The sequence below is a fragment of the Streptomyces sp. NPDC058751 genome (assembly GCF_042746485.1).
Taxonomy (GTDB): Bacteria; Actinomycetota; Actinomycetes; order Streptomycetales; family Streptomycetaceae; genus Streptomyces.
In genome coordinates this window covers 79,877-95,209 of the sequence record NZ_JBHYPZ010000025.1, presented here as the reverse complement: position 1 = coordinate 95,209, position 15,333 = coordinate 79,877, and the positions used below count along the sequence as shown (strand labels likewise).

At 68.3% G+C, this 15,333-nt stretch carries 19 protein-coding genes; 8 read left to right on the top strand and 11 right to left on the bottom strand.

Annotated elements, in window-relative coordinates; genetic code table 11:
* Positions 1–136 precede the first annotated feature (136 nt).
* Complete coding sequence (locus ACFW6B_RS23295) at positions 137–619, top strand: DUF5949 family protein (RefSeq protein WP_386598454.1); 483 nt, start codon at positions 137–139, stop codon at positions 617–619.
* 467 nt (positions 620–1,086) lie between these two features.
* Here the strand turns inward: ACFW6B_RS23295 and ACFW6B_RS23290 are convergent, their stop codons facing one another.
* The 10 genes from ACFW6B_RS23290 to ACFW6B_RS23245 all read right to left on the bottom strand — a co-directional run bounded on the left by ACFW6B_RS23290 (position 1,087) and on the right by ACFW6B_RS23245 (position 8,494).
* Complete coding sequence (locus ACFW6B_RS23290) at positions 1,087–1,323, bottom strand: hypothetical protein (protein WP_386598453.1); 237 nt, start codon at positions 1,321–1,323, stop codon at positions 1,087–1,089.
* Positions 1,324–1,445: 122 nt separating this feature from the next.
* On the bottom strand, positions 1,446–1,700 hold the full coding sequence (locus ACFW6B_RS23285; protein ID WP_386598452.1) for a hypothetical protein: 255 nt from the start codon (positions 1,698–1,700) through the stop codon (positions 1,446–1,448).
* Entirely contained in the window at positions 1,700–2,692 is a 993-nt protein-coding gene (locus tag ACFW6B_RS23280; RefSeq protein WP_386598451.1) for a hypothetical protein, read from the bottom strand. Before ACFW6B_RS23280 ends, ACFW6B_RS23285 begins: the two co-directional genes overlap by 1 nt.
* Positions 2,693–2,827: 135 nt before the next feature.
* Positions 2,828–3,406, bottom strand: a complete 579-nt coding sequence (locus ACFW6B_RS23275; protein WP_386598450.1) for a hypothetical protein — start codon at positions 3,404–3,406, stop codon at positions 2,828–2,830.
* A gap of 219 nt (positions 3,407–3,625) precedes the next feature.
* Positions 3,626–3,811 (bottom strand): hypothetical protein, encoded by a 186-nt coding sequence (locus ACFW6B_RS23270; RefSeq protein WP_386598449.1) that lies wholly within the window; start codon positions 3,809–3,811, stop codon positions 3,626–3,628.
* A gap of 112 nt (positions 3,812–3,923) precedes the next feature.
* Complete coding sequence (locus ACFW6B_RS23265) at positions 3,924–4,205, bottom strand: hypothetical protein (RefSeq protein ID WP_386598448.1); 282 nt, start codon at positions 4,203–4,205, stop codon at positions 3,924–3,926.
* Positions 4,206–4,290: 85 nt separating this feature from the next.
* Positions 4,291–4,761, bottom strand: coding sequence for a hypothetical protein (locus tag ACFW6B_RS23260; RefSeq protein ID WP_386598447.1), 471 nt, complete (start codon positions 4,759–4,761; stop codon positions 4,291–4,293).
* 48 nt (positions 4,762–4,809) lie between these two features.
* Complete coding sequence (locus tag ACFW6B_RS23255; protein ID WP_386598446.1) at positions 4,810–6,747, bottom strand: FtsK/SpoIIIE domain-containing protein; 1,938 nt, start codon at positions 6,745–6,747, stop codon at positions 4,810–4,812.
* Between the two features lie 555 nt (positions 6,748–7,302).
* A complete protein-coding gene (locus tag ACFW6B_RS23250) occupies positions 7,303–7,533 on the bottom strand; it encodes a hypothetical protein (RefSeq protein WP_386598445.1) in 231 nt (76 codons plus the stop codon).
* A gap of 88 nt (positions 7,534–7,621) precedes the next feature.
* Positions 7,622–8,494, bottom strand: coding sequence for a hypothetical protein (locus ACFW6B_RS23245; RefSeq protein WP_386598444.1), 873 nt, complete (start codon positions 8,492–8,494; stop codon positions 7,622–7,624).
* Positions 8,495–8,759: 265 nt separating this feature from the next.
* Here ACFW6B_RS23245 and ACFW6B_RS23240 point away from each other — a divergent pair, with 265 nt between their 5' ends.
* From ACFW6B_RS23240 to ACFW6B_RS23220, 5 genes are all read left to right on the top strand, one after another.
* The gene (locus ACFW6B_RS23240) at positions 8,760–9,287 is read left to right on the top strand and encodes an RNA polymerase sigma factor (RefSeq protein ID WP_386598443.1); all 528 of its coding nucleotides are present in this window, start codon (positions 8,760–8,762) and stop codon (positions 9,285–9,287) included.
* Positions 9,284–10,417: a hypothetical protein gene (locus ACFW6B_RS23235; RefSeq protein ID WP_386598442.1), complete on the top strand. Its 1,134-nt coding sequence runs from the start codon at positions 9,284–9,286 to the stop codon at positions 10,415–10,417. Before ACFW6B_RS23240 ends, ACFW6B_RS23235 begins: the two co-directional genes overlap by 4 nt.
* 390 nt (positions 10,418–10,807) lie before the next feature.
* Positions 10,808–12,082 (top strand): hypothetical protein, encoded by a 1,275-nt coding sequence (locus ACFW6B_RS23230; RefSeq protein WP_386598441.1) that lies wholly within the window; start codon positions 10,808–10,810, stop codon positions 12,080–12,082.
* An 81-nt stretch (positions 12,083–12,163) separates the two neighbouring features.
* The gene (locus tag ACFW6B_RS23225; RefSeq protein ID WP_386598440.1) at positions 12,164–12,403 is read left to right on the top strand and encodes an antitoxin MazE7; all 240 of its coding nucleotides are present in this window, start codon (positions 12,164–12,166) and stop codon (positions 12,401–12,403) included.
* A 3-nt stretch (positions 12,404–12,406) separates the two neighbouring features.
* Positions 12,407–12,790, top strand: a complete 384-nt coding sequence (locus tag ACFW6B_RS23220) for a toxin Doc (protein WP_386598439.1) — start codon at positions 12,407–12,409, stop codon at positions 12,788–12,790.
* A 1-nt stretch (position 12,791) separates the two neighbouring features.
* On the opposite strand, the gene ACFW6B_RS23215 is transcribed toward ACFW6B_RS23220, so the two are convergent.
* Positions 12,792–13,421, bottom strand: a complete 630-nt coding sequence (locus tag ACFW6B_RS23215; protein WP_386598438.1) for an HAD-IA family hydrolase — start codon at positions 13,419–13,421, stop codon at positions 12,792–12,794.
* Positions 13,422–13,609: 188 nt separating this feature from the next.
* Between ACFW6B_RS23215 and ACFW6B_RS23210 the strand changes: the two genes are divergently transcribed.
* Together ACFW6B_RS23210 and ACFW6B_RS23205 are read left to right on the top strand one after the other, a co-directional pair.
* Positions 13,610–14,815 (top strand): helix-turn-helix transcriptional regulator, encoded by a 1,206-nt coding sequence (locus tag ACFW6B_RS23210; protein WP_386598437.1) that lies wholly within the window; start codon positions 13,610–13,612, stop codon positions 14,813–14,815.
* 216 nt (positions 14,816–15,031) lie between these two features.
* The gene (locus ACFW6B_RS23205; protein ID WP_386598436.1) at positions 15,032–15,172 is read left to right on the top strand and encodes a hypothetical protein; all 141 of its coding nucleotides are present in this window, start codon (positions 15,032–15,034) and stop codon (positions 15,170–15,172) included.
* The last annotated feature ends 161 nt before the right edge of the window (positions 15,173–15,333 follow it).

Here is a 15,333-nt window from a genome sequence, read left to right as displayed (position 1 = left end):
GGGGATCGCCCGCCGGGAGTAGCGAGCCGGGGAAGGTTGCGGGCCCGCGCGTGCTTACGTCGCGCGCTGTCGCCCATCTGTAGGCCCGCGTCAAGCCCTGACCCGGCCTGTCGGTGCGCCTCGGTACGCTCCCGGCATGAACAGCAATGACACCGCCTTGAAGCCGTGGCTCTACGGAAAGATCACCGCCATGGGGTGGATCGGGAAACCGTCGTTCGGCGGTGACTTCGCCTTCCTGGCGGCGTACTTGCCGGGCGATGGAGAACTCGGTCCCCAGGCCGCGCAGTCGGCACTCCGCAAGCTCGTCGCGGCTTGGGGCATGCACGAGGGCAGCATGGTGGAGAACCCGGAGATCCACGGCATGCCCGTGACGGCCGTCCTCGAAGGCCTCACTGTCACCGTCCTCGGCCTCCCCGGCGTCCCGATCACGCTCCCCGTGACCACAGAGTGGGCTGTCATCGCCCGGCAGCACGGGCAGATCTCCTTCGCCCTCACCACCCGGCCATGGCCGTATGGCCCCGTCGAGAGCGAGGCCGCCATCCTCCGCTTCTTCAAGGCAGACCCGACGACCAACGCCGCGGTGTCCATGCTGCTCCCGGTGGCTACGCCCGCCGCCTAGCATCTTGGGCAGCGTGGGACTCGGCGATCGGCTCCGTCTTCAGCCACTCCAACTTCTCGGCCCGGTCCTCCCGAAGCTGCCACCAAGTGACAAGTGGCTCTCTGTAATCGCCGTGACCTGCGATGACGCACGGGAGCCGAGGGGTCGATCCTCGGGAGCACCGGGCCTTCTCGCGCGCCGCGGGCGGTTCCCCTCCACGAGCATCGCGTCCGCGTACCCGAACGTGTACCCGGCCATCCTGTTCAGCTCCGGCCCGCCCAGCGCGGCCGCCAAGTCCCGCAGCGCCGGGAACACGGCGTCGAGCTCGGCGGGATCTGCACGGCCTCGCCGCTCTTCTGCCCTGGGTCAGCCATGATCCGAGCCTACGGCCGGACGTGCCTGCCATCGCGCTCCACCACGACCGGTGAACGGACCGCGTATCCGCGGTTCAAGCGGCTGATCACCTGATCGCCAGGCTAATCGCGTTCCTACTCCTTCACAGCAGCCGCTTCCTCGTGTTCGATCTTGGTGTTCCACTGGTGTGCGAGTTCGTTGAAAGCGCGCACGCGTCGTTCTATGCTCCAGCAGAGCCCGGCTATCGGAATCAACCACGGCAGCCAGTCTGGCCACCCAAGCCCATCGCACACCATGTTTGCGATGGCTGCACAGAAGATTGAGGCGCCGAGTACAGCGGCCCAGTCCTCCGAAGCCTTTATGTACGGCATGCGCATCTTTGGGCTGTATGGCCATTTAGGTCGAAAATGCATGATCCCTCTGTGGAATGCGGGACGCTTCGTTGAGGCAAGGAATCTTAACTGGCATCGTTCGTAGTGCTCATGCGGCGAGGCTATCGGCTGCGGGGGAGGCCTCTACGGCGCGGCGGCCGCGGGCTGTCCCGCTCGACCGTGACCGTCACCTCCTCGGCCGGGGCGCATCCCACGGGCAGTACCTCGATGTAGAACCGCGCCCCGTCGCCGCGTGGAGGCCGGTTCGCGACGTCCCCGACGACCAGTTCCGGTGAGGCGTTCAGGGCCCGCAGGAGAGCGTCCAGGGTCCGGCCGGTCAGCTCTCGATCGTCGCCCATGAGTCGGATCTGCGGCATCAGGCTGCCACCCCCGCCGCGGCCTTCCGGCGCCGCGTTCCCCTCGTCAGGTCCGGCTCGCCGTGGCCATCCTCGATCCACCGGGCCCGCTCCCATACCGGTTCGGTGCCCTCGGCGATCCGGTGCAGAAGTCCGGCCAGGCCGCGGGCGTCGTCGGTGGCCTGCGCGGTGCGCGCCCAGGCGACCCACACCCCGCGCTCCTGGTCCCACGGCTCGCTCGCCATCCCTGTCCACTCGTCCCTCGTCCAGGCGAACCACTGCCGCCACAGCCGCGAGACGTAGTCGGCCTTGTCGGCGCTCTCGCGGTGCGGGCTCAGCCACGGGTGAAGGCCGTCGCGTTCGCTGCTGACGAGCTGTCCGGGCGGCGTGACGAGCATGGAGGGGTAGCGGCTGACCGGGCCCCGGTCGGTCTCGTGGACGACGCGGCGGCCGTCCAGGAGCTGGTCGAGCCGGTCGAGGGCTGCTGCGCGCTCCGGCGTGCCGTACGCCCCGGCAGGCCCCTCGTGCAGCAGCTCCCGGTCGTGGACACGCAGGACGGCGACGGTTTCCGGCTGCGCGTACTCGCCGGGCCCGGCCCCGACGACCAGGAGGGCCGCGCCGTGATCACTGACGATCTCGCGGGCGAACCGATGGGCCTTCGCGTGCGCGGCGTACAGCCCGACGGCGTACGAGCAGGGCTCACACCAGCGCCCGCTCCCGAGGGGGTAGTCACGGCGGTCACCGCACCGCCGGCACACGTACTGAAGGGCACGGGCACGGCCCAGGGCTGCGCGCTGCGCCGGCGTGCAGGACCGCTTCGGCACCGCGGCCGTCACCTCGTACAGCGGCGCGTAGCTGTTGCCGTGGTACAGCACTTGGGCGACCGGGTCCCCTCCCGGCTTGCGCGGAGGGTCCATCGCGGCGAGCTGCGTCTTGGTGTACAGCCCTTCGGGGACGTCACCCCACCAGGTGTAGCGCAGAAGTCCCGGCACCGGCGGCACATACGACGGCATTACAACCTCCTCGAAATCGACTCACAGAACATTTAGCGCATCCGACGAGAGGAATTCAAGCCGAAACGAGAAACGCCCACGAGTCACTTTTCGAGGAAATCATGAGCCGGAACTATTCTAAGAACGTTCTTAGAATCACCCGGCCGGGAGGTCATCCTCGTGCGGCCAGGGCCCGTACCGGGCGAGGCCCTGACGGAGGATCCGCGGCACCGGATACACCTTGTCCAGCAGCTCATCCCTGATCCGCCGCTCCTCCTCTTCCAGGTCGAGCCGGTTGTACGTCAGGCCTCGCTCATCGAGCTCCGCCAGCGGCCCCTCACTCGCCCGGAACGCGGCCGTACGAGCCCGTTTCAGCAGGTCAACAGGCAGGTCATACGCTCGCTTCACGAGGAATCCCGGGTAGTTCTTGCTCGGCCACCGCCCGGAAAGGCTCATGAACTCCTCCTCCGCGTCAGTCAGCGGCGCCCACGGGCCGGCCAAGTCCGGCTCACTCAGCCGCTGCTCCAGGGCGCGCCCCACCACAACATCGAGCGGCGGCCACTGCTCACGGCAACGACGCCGCGCCTCCAACCGCGCCTCAACAGAACTCCACCCCGCACCTACCAACTCCCGCGCCTTATCCGACACGGCCTGAGAGCCTTTCCGGCGCAGCGCCTTCAAACGATTCGCATGCACTGAATCAATGAATGCCGAATAGCGGAAGGTATCAGCCACGATAGGTGTCTCCTCTAAGAACGTTCTTTGAAGATACCGGCTCGCGCCCGGCTCCACCCCGACAACGAGGGGGAAGCCGGACGGTCACTCGCCCGCCCCGGTGCCCGGGAGCCGGCGGTAGGCATCGTTCAGGAGCGGCTCGCGGCCGGTGAAGCGGGTGTTGCGGCGCGGTACCCCGCCCCAGATCTCGGGCATGGCGGCCGGGCCGCACACAGCCGCTCACCGGCTGCCACCTGCACTGAGCACCGCGGCGAACACGGCGGCCAGCGCCGCCACCGTGGCGATACCAGCGGTGACCGGGCCGTTCAGGGACGGTCTGCGATGCACGGCGTAGGCGACAGCGCACACAGTCAGCAGTACGACCATGATCAGCAGCAAAGCCACCAGCAGCGTAATCACCGACACGAGAGCCCCCTCGGAGATCAGACGCGCCCCGGGTTGGGCAGTGTCTCGTCTCCGATCTTGGCGTACCAGCTGTAGCAGCTACTGCGCCTCGCCAAATGGCCGGCCAGGAAGGCTACGGAGCTTCCCCGCTGGCGGGCTGCACCCGGGCGAGCTCCCGCTCCATCCATTCGAGCTTCTTCCGCGCTTCGGGCAAGTTCCTCTCGGCGAGCATCGCCCGCGCGAACCCGTACGCGTAGCCCACCATCTGATTCGTCTGAGCGGTACTCGTCGCCGCCGCGAGATCCCGCAGCTTCGGATACGTCCGCTCAAGCTCCCTGTACAGCGCCACGCCTTCCGGCTTCAGCGTTCTCTCCCCCGCCCCCACTGTGTGGGAATGGATGCTCCGCGCCTTCATCGCGGCCCCCGCGGTGGCTCTCGGTTACTTGCCGTTCACGGGCCTGCTCTTCCTCTGCGTGAAGAAGAAGGGGCGCTAGAACGCCCTACTTGATGGGGTGCTCGTCGAGCCAGTCGGCGAGATCGTGCGCCGACCCGAAGATGTCGTCCCGGTTGGTCGCCTCGGGAAGGGTCGCGGCACCAGCCGGGGCGCCCTGATCCTCGCCCACCGCCAGGCCCTCTTCCATCGTGTCGATGAGCGCGTAGGCCTCGGTCCAGAACTCGGGGCCGACGCTCTTCTCGGCGTTCATCGCCTTACGCAGGTCGCGCGCCGCATCCACGGTGCCGTTCATCTTGTCCCAGCAGGTCCCAGCCTCCGTCGTGCACACGTCGTCGAGGTACGCGTTCGCGGCGACGTCCTGGAAGGTCTTCGAAGCCTCGCTGAAGCTCGGCGCCTTCGCTGACGCGGCCGCCGGCTTCTTCGCGTCGCCGTCTGCATCTCCCCCGCACCCGGACACTCCTACTGCGGCCGCGACGGCGAACACGATGCTCGCGGCGGCCCCCCACCCCTTGATCATGCGCAGATCATGCCACGGCCCCGTCGGGACGGGGCCGTGGTGCGTAATTCAGCCGCTGACCGTGGCTGATTCGCTGCGCTGGTCCGTAGCCGCAACCTTCGCCACGCGGCGGGGAGCAGTGATCCAGACCTGCGAGCGGTCGCGGGTACCGGACTGGACTATGTGCCCCTTGCTGGCCCACACCTGCAGCGGATCGCTGATGCCGCCGCGGGAGGACACCCCGTCTGGCTGCAGGGCCAGCAGTTCCTTGATGGTGATGCCGCGGCTGCCCGCCTTCTCCACGGCCTGCCACAGTTCGTGGCGGTTGTCGGGAACCTCGCTGCCGTCGGGGAAGGTAGGCACGGCGCGCAGGGCCGGCCGGCCGCCGCCCGGCCCGGACGGCGGAGTCGGGGGCGTGGGGTCGTCGTCCGGCTCGTGCTCGATGCCCGGGTGCGGCCGGGCCTCCACCGCGGTGTCGTCCAGCGCGTACCGGTGAGTGGTCGCACCGATGTCGTCTGCGGTCATCAGGTAGGCGCGGGCCTCCACGGGCTCCTGGTGCTCCCGATCCCAGCGCAGGAACTTTCCCGGCGCGTCCAGCTCGTTGAGCGTCCAGCCGTCCCCGTACGCGCCGGGGCCGAAGATGAGGTTCGCGGTGGTCGATTCCCTGGCGCCCAGGCCGAGGCGCACCTGGTACTGCTGTCGGCCGTCCGTGGACCCGCCGAACACCCGGTTGGACGGGGACTGTGTCGCGCAGACCAGGGTGATGCCGACGAACCGCGCCACCTGCAGCAGGGACTCCACGAGCTTGGCGGCCGCGGGTACCTTCCGCACGAGCTCGGCGAGCTCGTCGATGAAGACGAACCAGGCTGGCCCGTGCTCGCCGGGCACCCACTTCTTGACCGGCTTGCCCAGCTTCTCGCTGAGGTCGCGCAGGTGCTGTCCTCGGCGCTCGACCTCAGCCCAGATCATCTTGAGCAGCTGCATGGCGCGGCTCGGGCTGTCGGCGAGGCCCAGAGCGCAGCTCCGCCACGGGCCCAGCTCGACCGCGCCCGGCTTGAGGTCGATGAGCATGACCTCGGTGTCTCGGCAGGCGACAGCCCAGGCGATCAGCACGTTGAGCAGGCCCGACTTTCCGTTGTCGGTCGCGCCGCCGATGAGGACGTGGTTGTAGAGCATGGCGATCCGGACGAGTTCGCCGTAGGCGTCGACGCCGAGCACGGCAGGCTCCAGGCACGTCGCCGTCGACGGGCCGGGCCACGGGATCGGCTCGGCGAGCGGATCGGTCTCGTACAGGGTGACGATCAGCTCGTTGTCGTGCTCCCCCCGGGACAGGCGCACACGTCCGGGCAGCCCCAGGTTGTTGGCGAACTGCTCCTTGGCCGCGATGACCTTCTGCGGGGCCGTGTTGCGGCCGGCGGGCAGCTCGACTGTCGCGCGCCACCCGAAGGGCGTGTAGTCGAGTGATGTCACGTTCACATCGGCCACGGACAGCATGGCGACGAGGGCTTTGACGAGCCTGGTCTCCTCGCGGGTCGCGCCAGTCAGGCTCGGCCCCTCGGTGTTCGTGCCGAGACCGGCGGCAGTGACACCCGCCTTGGCCGCCTTTACCTGCAGCGCCATCCGCTCGTTGCGCTGCTTCGTCAGCCACGGGCCGTAGACGGCGTACGCCGTGCCTCCGGTCACGGTAGCGGCGATGAGTGACGGAACGGACGGGCCCAGGGCGGCACCGGCCCAGGTGTTCGCCAGGACGACCGTGCCGCCGGCGCCTGCGCTGGCGATGCCCTTGTGCTTGGTGGTCAGGCCCTTCCAGCCGAGCGCAGCCGCGCCCAGAGTGGCGAGGCCGTAGGCGGCGTGCTCCTGCCAGGTGACGCCGGTGACATGGTGCCACCAGGACATGGCGGTCAGGCCGAGATCGGCGGCCGCGGGGGCGAGTTCGAAGCGGCGGCGGAATGCGTAGCGGGCGACGGCGATACCCGTCTGACGGGCACGCCCCAGGGACGGGGACATGGAGGCCTCCGGGAGGTGACGTGACGGGACGTGAGCGCAAAACCCCAGTTCGGGGGTGCGTCACGTCACGTCAGCGGCAGCGTGGAGGCCGTCGGGACGTCGGTCGGGCAGATCGTGCTGTGCAGCATCGTGGGCTCCCAGTCGTGTGTGGCCGGGGGCGGGTTCGCTGTGTCCCACTCCGGCCAACAGCCCCAAAGGGCTGCGGTGTTGATGATCAGGGTAGCGCGGCTGTCGTGACGAGGGGGCGGGTGAGTTCCGGCACCAGGTGCTCGAGGAACGCTTCTTCCAGCGTTCCGAGGGTTGGCGTGGGCCTGGTCGACCAGCCGCAGGCGCACACCGCGGCGACGCCGCCCTCATCCGGGTAGCGGCGGGTCACCGGCCGGTGCCGCTCCCAAGCAGGGCTGTGGTCGGGGCAGGCGTAGAGAGCGCTGGCACCCGGCCCTGCGACGCCTTTCCACCCGTCCGGCCAGGGTCGGGCCCAGTCGAATGCTGCGGGGCAAGCGGGCACGAGGCAGTAGCGCAGGACCACGACGTGAAGGTGCCGCAGCGGGGTCATCACGCCGCGGCCGCGAGCAGCGGCACGAGTTCGCGGGTGGCCAGCTTGTCTCGGTAGGCGCGGCGGCGGGCCCGGTGGACGGCACGGCGCGCGAGGCACAGTTCGCCGGGCCCGACATGGCAGTCGGTGCAGGCCACGCTGAACGCGCCGTGCTGGTACAGGCGCAGGGTCTCGTACAGCCCGTCCAGGACGGGGTCGGTGATGGTGCTGGCCTTGTACGGCTGCGGCATCGGGGGTGCTCCGGGCGAACGAGTCCTGGTGGGGGAAGGTCCGGCCCCGCCGACTCCCTTCGGCGGGGCTGATCGGGCGGGGGATCGGCTACTTCGGGGTGGGGACCGGGGTGCCCGGCTTCACGACCATGCGGCTCAGGGTGCGGTCCTCGCGCACCGCGTTCCAGGCGTGGACAAGGTAGGCCAGGTGGCGGGCCCACGGGATGTTGCCCTCCTTGGCGCGCTCGGAGGTGACCCGGGAGCGCAGGGCGAGGATCGGGTGCCCGACCGACAGTTCGGCGCCGTCGCCGACGCGGGCGAAGAACTCCGCACACTCGCCCGAGTCGATGGCGTTGAACAGCCAGTGCGCGGTGCCCAGGGCCGACGCCGGGATGTGGGGGAAGGCCAGGCGGGTACGGACGGCGATCTCGGCGGAGCGGCGTATCTCCGGGTGCTGTTCGAGCAGGGTGCGGCACTCGGCGGTGGTGGGGGTGCTGCGCTGGCTGAACTTCCGGTCCCCGCGCTTCCAGGCCCAGGCCCGGCGGAGGATGGAGGCCAGGGCCGTCGCGTGGGTCTCGTCCTCCAGGGACAGGGCGTCGGCGGTGGTGCGTCGGCGGCCCGCGTCCATGGTGGCCTGCGTCTCCGGGGGGAGGCCGATGACCATGAACGTCTCGACCGGCACGCCAGCCTTCTCGATGGCCGTCAGGCGGTGCTGCCCGTCCAGGACGTCGCCGTTGACGGCGGTCTTGATGGTCTCGCCGTTCAGGGGCCATTCGCCGGACTCGATGTCGCGGACGTAGTCGCCCACGGTGGCCTCGCGCAGGTTGCGGTTCTTGGTGTTCTGCCTGAGTAGGGCCCTGGCGAGGGACGGCGTGATGGTGACGCGGAGCGCTTGGGGTCCGGCAGCCGCGAGCTGGTTGAGTTCGTCGATGGTCAGCTCGGGAGCGAGCATGGCGAGATCGGGTGCAACGGCAGTGGCCACGGCAGTTCCTTTGTGCTCCGTACGGCGGGGGACACCGTCGCTGGGCCGGTTGCCCCCCGTAAGGCGTGTTGGCCTTCACACCGGGAGACGGCTCAGGGCACTGATGTATTACACGGCCGCACAGCTTCTGTAGCCATCGATGTAACGCGGCGGCCCCGGGGGGCGTCGTTGTGGTGAAGGGGGGCGGCCGCCGGGCGCCCTGCGGTAGTCCTCGGGCGCGGGCCCGAGCGGAGGGCACGGGAGCCGAGGGGCAGTGAGTCATGGGATGGCGAAGCCGGAATCGTCACGGTATCGGCTGCACAGGGAATGCTTTCGCGCCGAATACCGCAGGCTGCTCGGGTTCACCATGGGCAAATTTCGACTGTCCCAGCCGGACGCCGAGGATATCGTGATGAAGCTGGCCGAAGAGTCCTGCAAACACGAATTCGCGGACGTCACTGAAGTCAAGAAGTTCTTCTGGAACCGGATCGTCAGCCGCGGCATCGACTTCCTCCGGGCCCGGGACCGGACAGGCGCCCTCGTGCAGGCGGCGGGCGCGGAAATGGCGTCCGTACTAGACGAGCGGGCTGATGACCCGGAGGCCTCGGTGCCCGATCGCCTCTTCGCACTGGAGGTGCTGACCCAACTGCCAGCGAGAGAAAGGGAGTACGCCGCATTGATCCTCTCGGGTCTCACGTCCGAGGAGCTGGCGGAGCAACTCGAGATCAAGCCGGGTGCGGAGCGGGTGCGTCGGCACCGTCTCACAGAAAAGATCAAAAATCTCGCCACGGAGAGCCGGGAGGCGCAGCGATGACCGACAAGCAGAGCCCCGACTTCACCACCGCTACGCCCTCCGAGGATCATTCGATGCACTTTGAAATTCACCCCGACGACCTGAAGGTCATTGATGGCAACAATAGGCATTGCCTCGGCCTCGCCATCCTGCGTGAGGCGGCAGAACACTTCAGCAGTCCGTTCGAGCCCGCAGATGTAACAGACGAAGAAATCGAGCAGAAGGTAACGGCTATCTTCGGTGAAGAATTCACCGACTCATCCGAAGAACTTGAAGAATCCGACGAGGAGAATAATCCCCGGCGCGACTCCAGGGACCAGCATTGGTACACCTCCATCGAATTCTCTCTGCAACTACCGTTGCAGATTCGCCCCGTCGGCGAGGAAGCAACGGAATTCTGGTTCTTCCCCTATCGCGGCGACCAAGAGGCATCCCGCAGGAAACGCTACGACTCCGGACGCTTCTTGCCCTGGACCAAGCGGCCGCGCCCAAAGCCGACACGGAAGGGGCGCCTAGCGGCGGAGCTCGACGTGCGCTCGACGCACTGGCGTGAGGCGCTGCAGATGCCGAGCGATGCGGCCCAGAGGGGTGAGTCTCATGTCTTCGTGCTGACGCTGCCATCGCTGATCGGGCCCGACTGGCAGGCCTGCAAGCGCTGCCCCCCGGAACCCCCCTCCAACTCTGGAGAGTTGCTGTTCAGCTTCCCGGACCCCCCCTCCAGCTCTGGAGAGTTGCTGTTCAGCTTCTCGGACCACACCTCCAGCTCTGTGGAGTTGCTGCGCAGCGCGGAGACGCTGCTGGTGCTGGTCGATTCCGTTCAGCTCCGCAGCGCCGCGACCTCACCTTGGAAGCGCAGCCGCGCGGCGGTCGGTGAGTACCGCTGGCGAAGCCTGGGCAGGGGCCGCAGGTGGCTGGACGAGATGGCGGAGCAACATGGGCAGCAGCGAGAGGCGCTGGGGGGCGAGGTGGGGGCAGTCCTGTGGCTGGCCGATCCGCAGGTGCCGGCCGGGTCTCCTGGTGCTGCCGCGCTCGTTCCTGTGCCTGAGAGACTCCAGCCCGCCCGAGATCACTGGCCGCAACTTGCAGAACTTTGGGAATCAACGCTGCGACATTTGATTGCCCGCGAAATACACGATTGCTGCAGGCAATGACGCGCAGCAATTCACCCGTTCAAATTAGCTCCAGGAAGGTTCGTAGATAAGTAAGTAAGAGCGTGCCATGGGCGGCACGCCCTTCGGCATGCCGCCGTGCCGTCCCTGATCCACCAAGACAACTAGACCAAATGGGCCATCTATCAACGAACCGTCAGAAAAAGCGGACTCCAGAACGGGCCCCAGGGGCGACGTTCGCGGCCCCCCTGGTGCGATCCGATGCAGGGCGCCCCGTTCGGCCATCAGCGGGCTGCAGAGCGGTTCCGGGCGCCATTGCACCCTCGATCGAGTCACCGTCGACTAGTTAGGGTGTCCTTACCTCCTATTCGTGGAAGAATAGGAGGTAGTGAGGGACGGTCAGCGAAACCGACAGATGCCAGGGGAGCCGGCGTGACGACAGCGACGGAAGCGACCGACCCGGACGACATCGTCTATGGCGAGATCGTCGACGACGAGGCCCCCGCGCATCTTCCGGACCGCGCCGCAGACGAGCCCGCCGCACCCCGCTACCGAGTCACCCGGAACACCATCCTGGGGCCGGGGGAACTACCACCGCGCGTCGAGGAGCATCCGGGGTTCACCGAGGACGACTTCCGGGTCTCCGAGCGCACCCGCGAGCGTCTGCGCCGCGCCGCGGGCGGCCGCTCTCGCAACACCCGGATCAACCGCGACTCCACGCGGAACCGCTTCCAGGCCTGGTGCGAAGCCAACGGGCGGATTGCTCAGCCCTCCACCACCGCAGCGCACATCGCCGAGTACATCGGCACCCTGATGGACACCGGTCAGCCGAGCGGGACCCCCTACAGCCCGGACACCCTGCTGGCCTACCTGTCCCGCATCCTCACCTGGTACCCCAAGGGCGAACGCCCGGACGGCTCGAAGATCCGCGACATCATCGAGGACTACCGCGACCTGGAGTACCCGGCCGGGCTGAGTGACCAGGCTGCGGCGCTCACCCTGGAGCACCTGCTGCCGGTGCTCGACGCCATCGACGAGTCCACCCGCATCGGACGGCGGGACGCGGCCGCGCTCGTCGTCGGCTACCGGCTGCTGCTGCGCGGCATCGAGATCGCTGACCTGCCCAACGCCGACCTACGCCCGGTCCTCACTGGCCCGCGGCCCGGGGTATGGGTCCGGGTCGCCAAGACCAAGACCACCAACGCGAAGACCGCTGCGTGGCGCTTCTACGCCGACCGCGACGACCTGCGCTTCGCCGGCCGCGTCGCGGCCTGGAAAGCCGACCTCGCCGAGCTCGGCGCGGACGCCCCTCACCTGCCCTTCCTGCGCGCCCTGACCAAGAAGGGCGACCTCCAGCTCGGCCGTGCCCATGCCACCGTTCGAGGCCTGCGCTTGTCCGGGCGCACCATCAACACGATCATCCAGACCCGGGCGACCGCCGCCGGAAAGGAGATCATCGGCGGGCTGCCAGTGCGCTCGCACTCGCTGCGAGTGGGCGCCAACAACGACCTCAAGCGCGGCGGAGTCTCCAGGGCCCGCCGTAACGAAGAGGGACGCTGGTCCCCGGACTCCCAGCTCACCGACACCACGTACACCCGCGCGGACGCCCTGGCCGGCGCCCAGCAGGACGACGTGTTCGAGGCCGTGCCGCTGTACGGGCAGTGGCCGACGCCTGAGACGCCGTCCCCCGCGCCGCCGCAAGCCTGATAGATGAACCGGAAAATGCAGGTCAGGGCGATATTTTGTACAGGCTGGCCCTGCTGCGGACGCAGGCGGCATACTCGGTGCATGGCTGGCATCGAGATCGACGACATCACTGCGGACGCGCTGCAGGCACTGGCCGACGCGGCGGGGCTGCCGCTGGACGCCTACCTCGCGCAGGTGGCTGAGGAGAAGCGGCGCGAGCGCGCCCTGGCCGAGGGTGCGGAGATCTTCCGGCAGGTCACCGGCGACCCGGAGACGGTCGCCGCGTTCGACGCCGAGTATGGCGCCCCGGAGCCGGCCCACACCGCCCCGCGGGCGGCCTGACCTGTGCCTGCCGAGTACTACGTCGACTACCGGTGGTTCCTGGAACGCCAGGCTGAGCTGCTGAACGACGACCTCGCGGTCAACGACTACTCCGTCTTCGTCGGCCTGGCCGCCCGGCACAAGGTCGACCCACCCCGCCATGACCAGCACCACCCGGACGCCTTCTGGCGGGCCGCCGTGATGCTGGAGGAATGCGTCGTGCTCCGCCCGCTGCCCGCGCGCAACGAGCTGTACGGCTTCGGCGTGGCCGTGGCGTACCTGGGAATGCACGGGGAGCGCGTGAACACGAAGTTCGAGGCCTGGCGCGAACTGATCGCCGACATCCACGCCCTTCGACTCGACTCGTTCACCATCGCCGAACGGCTGCGCTCCCTGCGGCTGCCGTAGATCAGGCGGCCGCGCGCTCCAGCAACGCGTCGAGCTGTGCCGCCGTCCCCGCGGGGTCTGTCGTGTGGTGGATGGTGCGGATGCCGAGGGCTTCGGCCGGCGGCAGGTTCTCGGCGTGGTCGTCGACGAACACGCACTCCGGGCCCGTCAGCCCCAGCGCGTCCAGTGCCCGCTGGTAGATGAACGCCGACGGCTTCCGCACGCCTTCCCGCTCGGAGAGAATCACCGCGTCGAAAGCGTCCTCCCACATCCCCAGCGCCTCGTACGGGTTGTAGGGCTCCAAGCCGAAACTGTTCGAGAGCATCGCCACCTTGATCCCGGCAGCTCGGGCCCGGTCGGCGGCCGCCACGATGGTCGGCTCGGGCCGGAGGTTGGCCAGCGCCCGACGCATGAGGTCTGTGGAGTCGATGCCGAGGATGCCGCCGATCACCCGGTTCCAGTCTTCCTGGCTGGCCTGCCCGACTTCGAGCTTCGAGTACACGGCCACACCCTCGGGGTTCTCGTCCAGGGCATGGAAATAGGCGCCTGGTTCAAGACCCTCGGACCGTTCGAAAGCCTGTCCGTTCAGCCGCATACGCGTGGTGAGAACTCCGCCGAAGTCGAGGATCAGGCCGCGGTAGGAGGAGGACAAGAGGAACTCCCTTGCGAGACGCGCTTCGTAAGGCGGCCCCCGCCACTTCAGCAGAGGACCTTTGAGTGCCCTCCCGCAGAGGGGAGAGACATCCAGTATCCCCCCTCTGGGCGACCAACCGGCCTACGCTGGTTTCGAGTGCCCTACCCCTGCAGAGAACAGGTCAAATCATGTTAAGTGCACGCGAGTTGTTCACTATCGGACAACGGGTCAAGTACTTCCGTGAGCGGCGCGGCATCTCTCAAAAGGGCCTGGGGGAGCTGATCGGCCGATCGGAGAACTGGGTCTACAAGGTAGAGCACGAGCAGATCCCGATCGACAAGCTCTCGCTGCTCTTCGACCTGGCGAGGGTCCTGCGCTGCACCCTGGAAGATCTCACGGGCGGCTTCCTCTCCGGCGTCGGCGCAGGCCTGGACACCGAGCACGAGCACGTCCCCGAGATCCGCAGCGCACTATCCCTGCCCTCGTCGATGCTCCCTACCGCTGGCGAATCGGTGTCCGCCGAGGACTTCAAGAAGGACGTCGACGACGCGTGGAAGGTGTACGAGACCCAGGCCAAGAACCGATACCAGGACGTGGGGGCCCGCCTGCCCTTGCTCCTCCGGCAGGGACACGCCGCCCTACGTGACGCGTCCGGCGCCGACGAACAGGTAGCACTGCGTCAACTCGTCAGTCTCTATGGACTCCATCAGATCTGGCTTCGCCGCGTGGGGGAACCGACCCTCGCCCGCATCGCCGCCGACCGCGGACTGTCGCTCGCCGACAACTCCGGCGACCCGGCTCTCATCGCGGCCGCCGCCTGGAATCTGTCCTGCGTTCTCACCTCCGCCGGCGAAGTCCACGACAGCGTCGAACTGGCACAGGCAACGATCGCCCATTGCGCCCCGACCGACGACTCGTCGACGGAGCACTGGTCGGCACACGGAGCGCTGCACCTGCAGGCAGCCGTCGCCGCAGTGCGCGCCGCGAAGGGGCCTGTCGCCTGGGATCTCTACCGCGGCGCGAAGTCCGCTGCCGCGCGCGTCGGCTCCGACCGCAACGACTGGCACACGTGCTTCGGTCCCACCAACGTGGCGATGCACGAGGTTCACCTGACTGCCGAGGAGGGCAACGCGAGCGAGGCCCTGCGTCTGGCGGACACCGTGGAGATCAACCGCGAGCTGCCGCTGGAGCGCCGCACGCGGTACTTGATCGAGGTCATGAACTGCAACCGCACCCAGCGCGACGACTACGCCACCGTCCACGTGCTCACCAAGCTGATGGAACAGTCGCCCGAGGAGATCGTTTTCTCGCCGCTGGTCAGGGAGGCCGTGATCGACCTGCTCAAGCGGGAGCGTCCCCTGTTCCGCGACGACCTTCGCGCAGTAGCCAGCCACATGGGCATCGCGGCTTGACCCTGAACTGGCCATTTCGACCCTGAACCCCAGTCAGCCCTGAATTAGATTCAGGGGTGACCTGGGGAAATGGCCCTACGTTGTTGTGCCATGACGAAGGGTCACTCTGCGGAGGGGCCTTCCGCAGCGTCCTTACCTGCTCTGCGGGTAGAGCGCGCGGAGGGCAGCCCGCTCCATCACACCCAGGCCGGCCGTATCGCCATTCCGCTCAGCCTGATGCGCGGAACGAAGCGAGTCGACGGCCTGGCGCTCGTCCTCACGGCCGAGCAGACGGAAGCCTTCTACGAGGAGATCGGCGCGATCCTCTACCCGCGCCGTGTGGTCGACCCGACCCCGGCGGCGGAGGCCGCATCATGACCGGCCCGCGCCGTACGGCCAACGACCGCGTCCGTCGGCTCGCGCTTGCAGATGCGGCATGCGCACCCCTCGTCACCTTCGCCGCTGCTCCGTGTCTTCGCCGTCCCCGACAACGTGTCCGACAGGCAGCGCTTCTTACGTCATTCGTCCCGCCCCATCAG

Bases quoted from the DNA above. Each gene is read 5' to 3' on its own strand.
- ACFW6B_RS23255 (WP_386598446.1), bottom strand. From the start codon at position 6,747: ATGTCCCCGTCCCTGGGGCGTGCCCGTCAGACGGGTATCGCCGTCGCC.
- ACFW6B_RS23295 (WP_386598454.1), top strand. From the start codon at position 137: ATGAACAGCAATGACACCGCCTTGAAGCCGTGGCTCTACGGAAAGATC.
- ACFW6B_RS23290 (WP_386598453.1), bottom strand. From the start codon at position 1,323: ATGCCGTACATAAAGGCTTCGGAGGACTGGGCCGCTGTACTCGGCGCC.
- ACFW6B_RS23260 (WP_386598447.1), bottom strand. From the start codon at position 4,761: ATGATCAAGGGGTGGGGGGCCGCCGCGAGCATCGTGTTCGCCGTCGCG.
- ACFW6B_RS23225 (WP_386598440.1), top strand. From the start codon at position 12,164: ATGGCTGGCATCGAGATCGACGACATCACTGCGGACGCGCTGCAGGCA.
- ACFW6B_RS23280 (WP_386598451.1), bottom strand. From the start codon at position 2,692: ATGCCGTCGTATGTGCCGCCGGTGCCGGGACTTCTGCGCTACACCTGG.
- ACFW6B_RS23205 (WP_386598436.1), top strand. From the start codon at position 15,032: ATGCGCGGAACGAAGCGAGTCGACGGCCTGGCGCTCGTCCTCACGGCC.
- ACFW6B_RS23250 (WP_386598445.1), bottom strand. From the start codon at position 7,533: ATGCCGCAGCCGTACAAGGCCAGCACCATCACCGACCCCGTCCTGGAC.
- ACFW6B_RS23285 (WP_386598452.1), bottom strand. From the start codon at position 1,700: ATGCCGCAGATCCGACTCATGGGCGACGATCGAGAGCTGACCGGCCGG.
- ACFW6B_RS23240 (WP_386598443.1), top strand. From the start codon at position 8,760: ATGGCGAAGCCGGAATCGTCACGGTATCGGCTGCACAGGGAATGCTTT.
- ACFW6B_RS23235 (WP_386598442.1), top strand. From the start codon at position 9,284: ATGACCGACAAGCAGAGCCCCGACTTCACCACCGCTACGCCCTCCGAG.
- ACFW6B_RS23265 (WP_386598448.1), bottom strand. From the start codon at position 4,205: ATGAAGGCGCGGAGCATCCATTCCCACACAGTGGGGGCGGGGGAGAGA.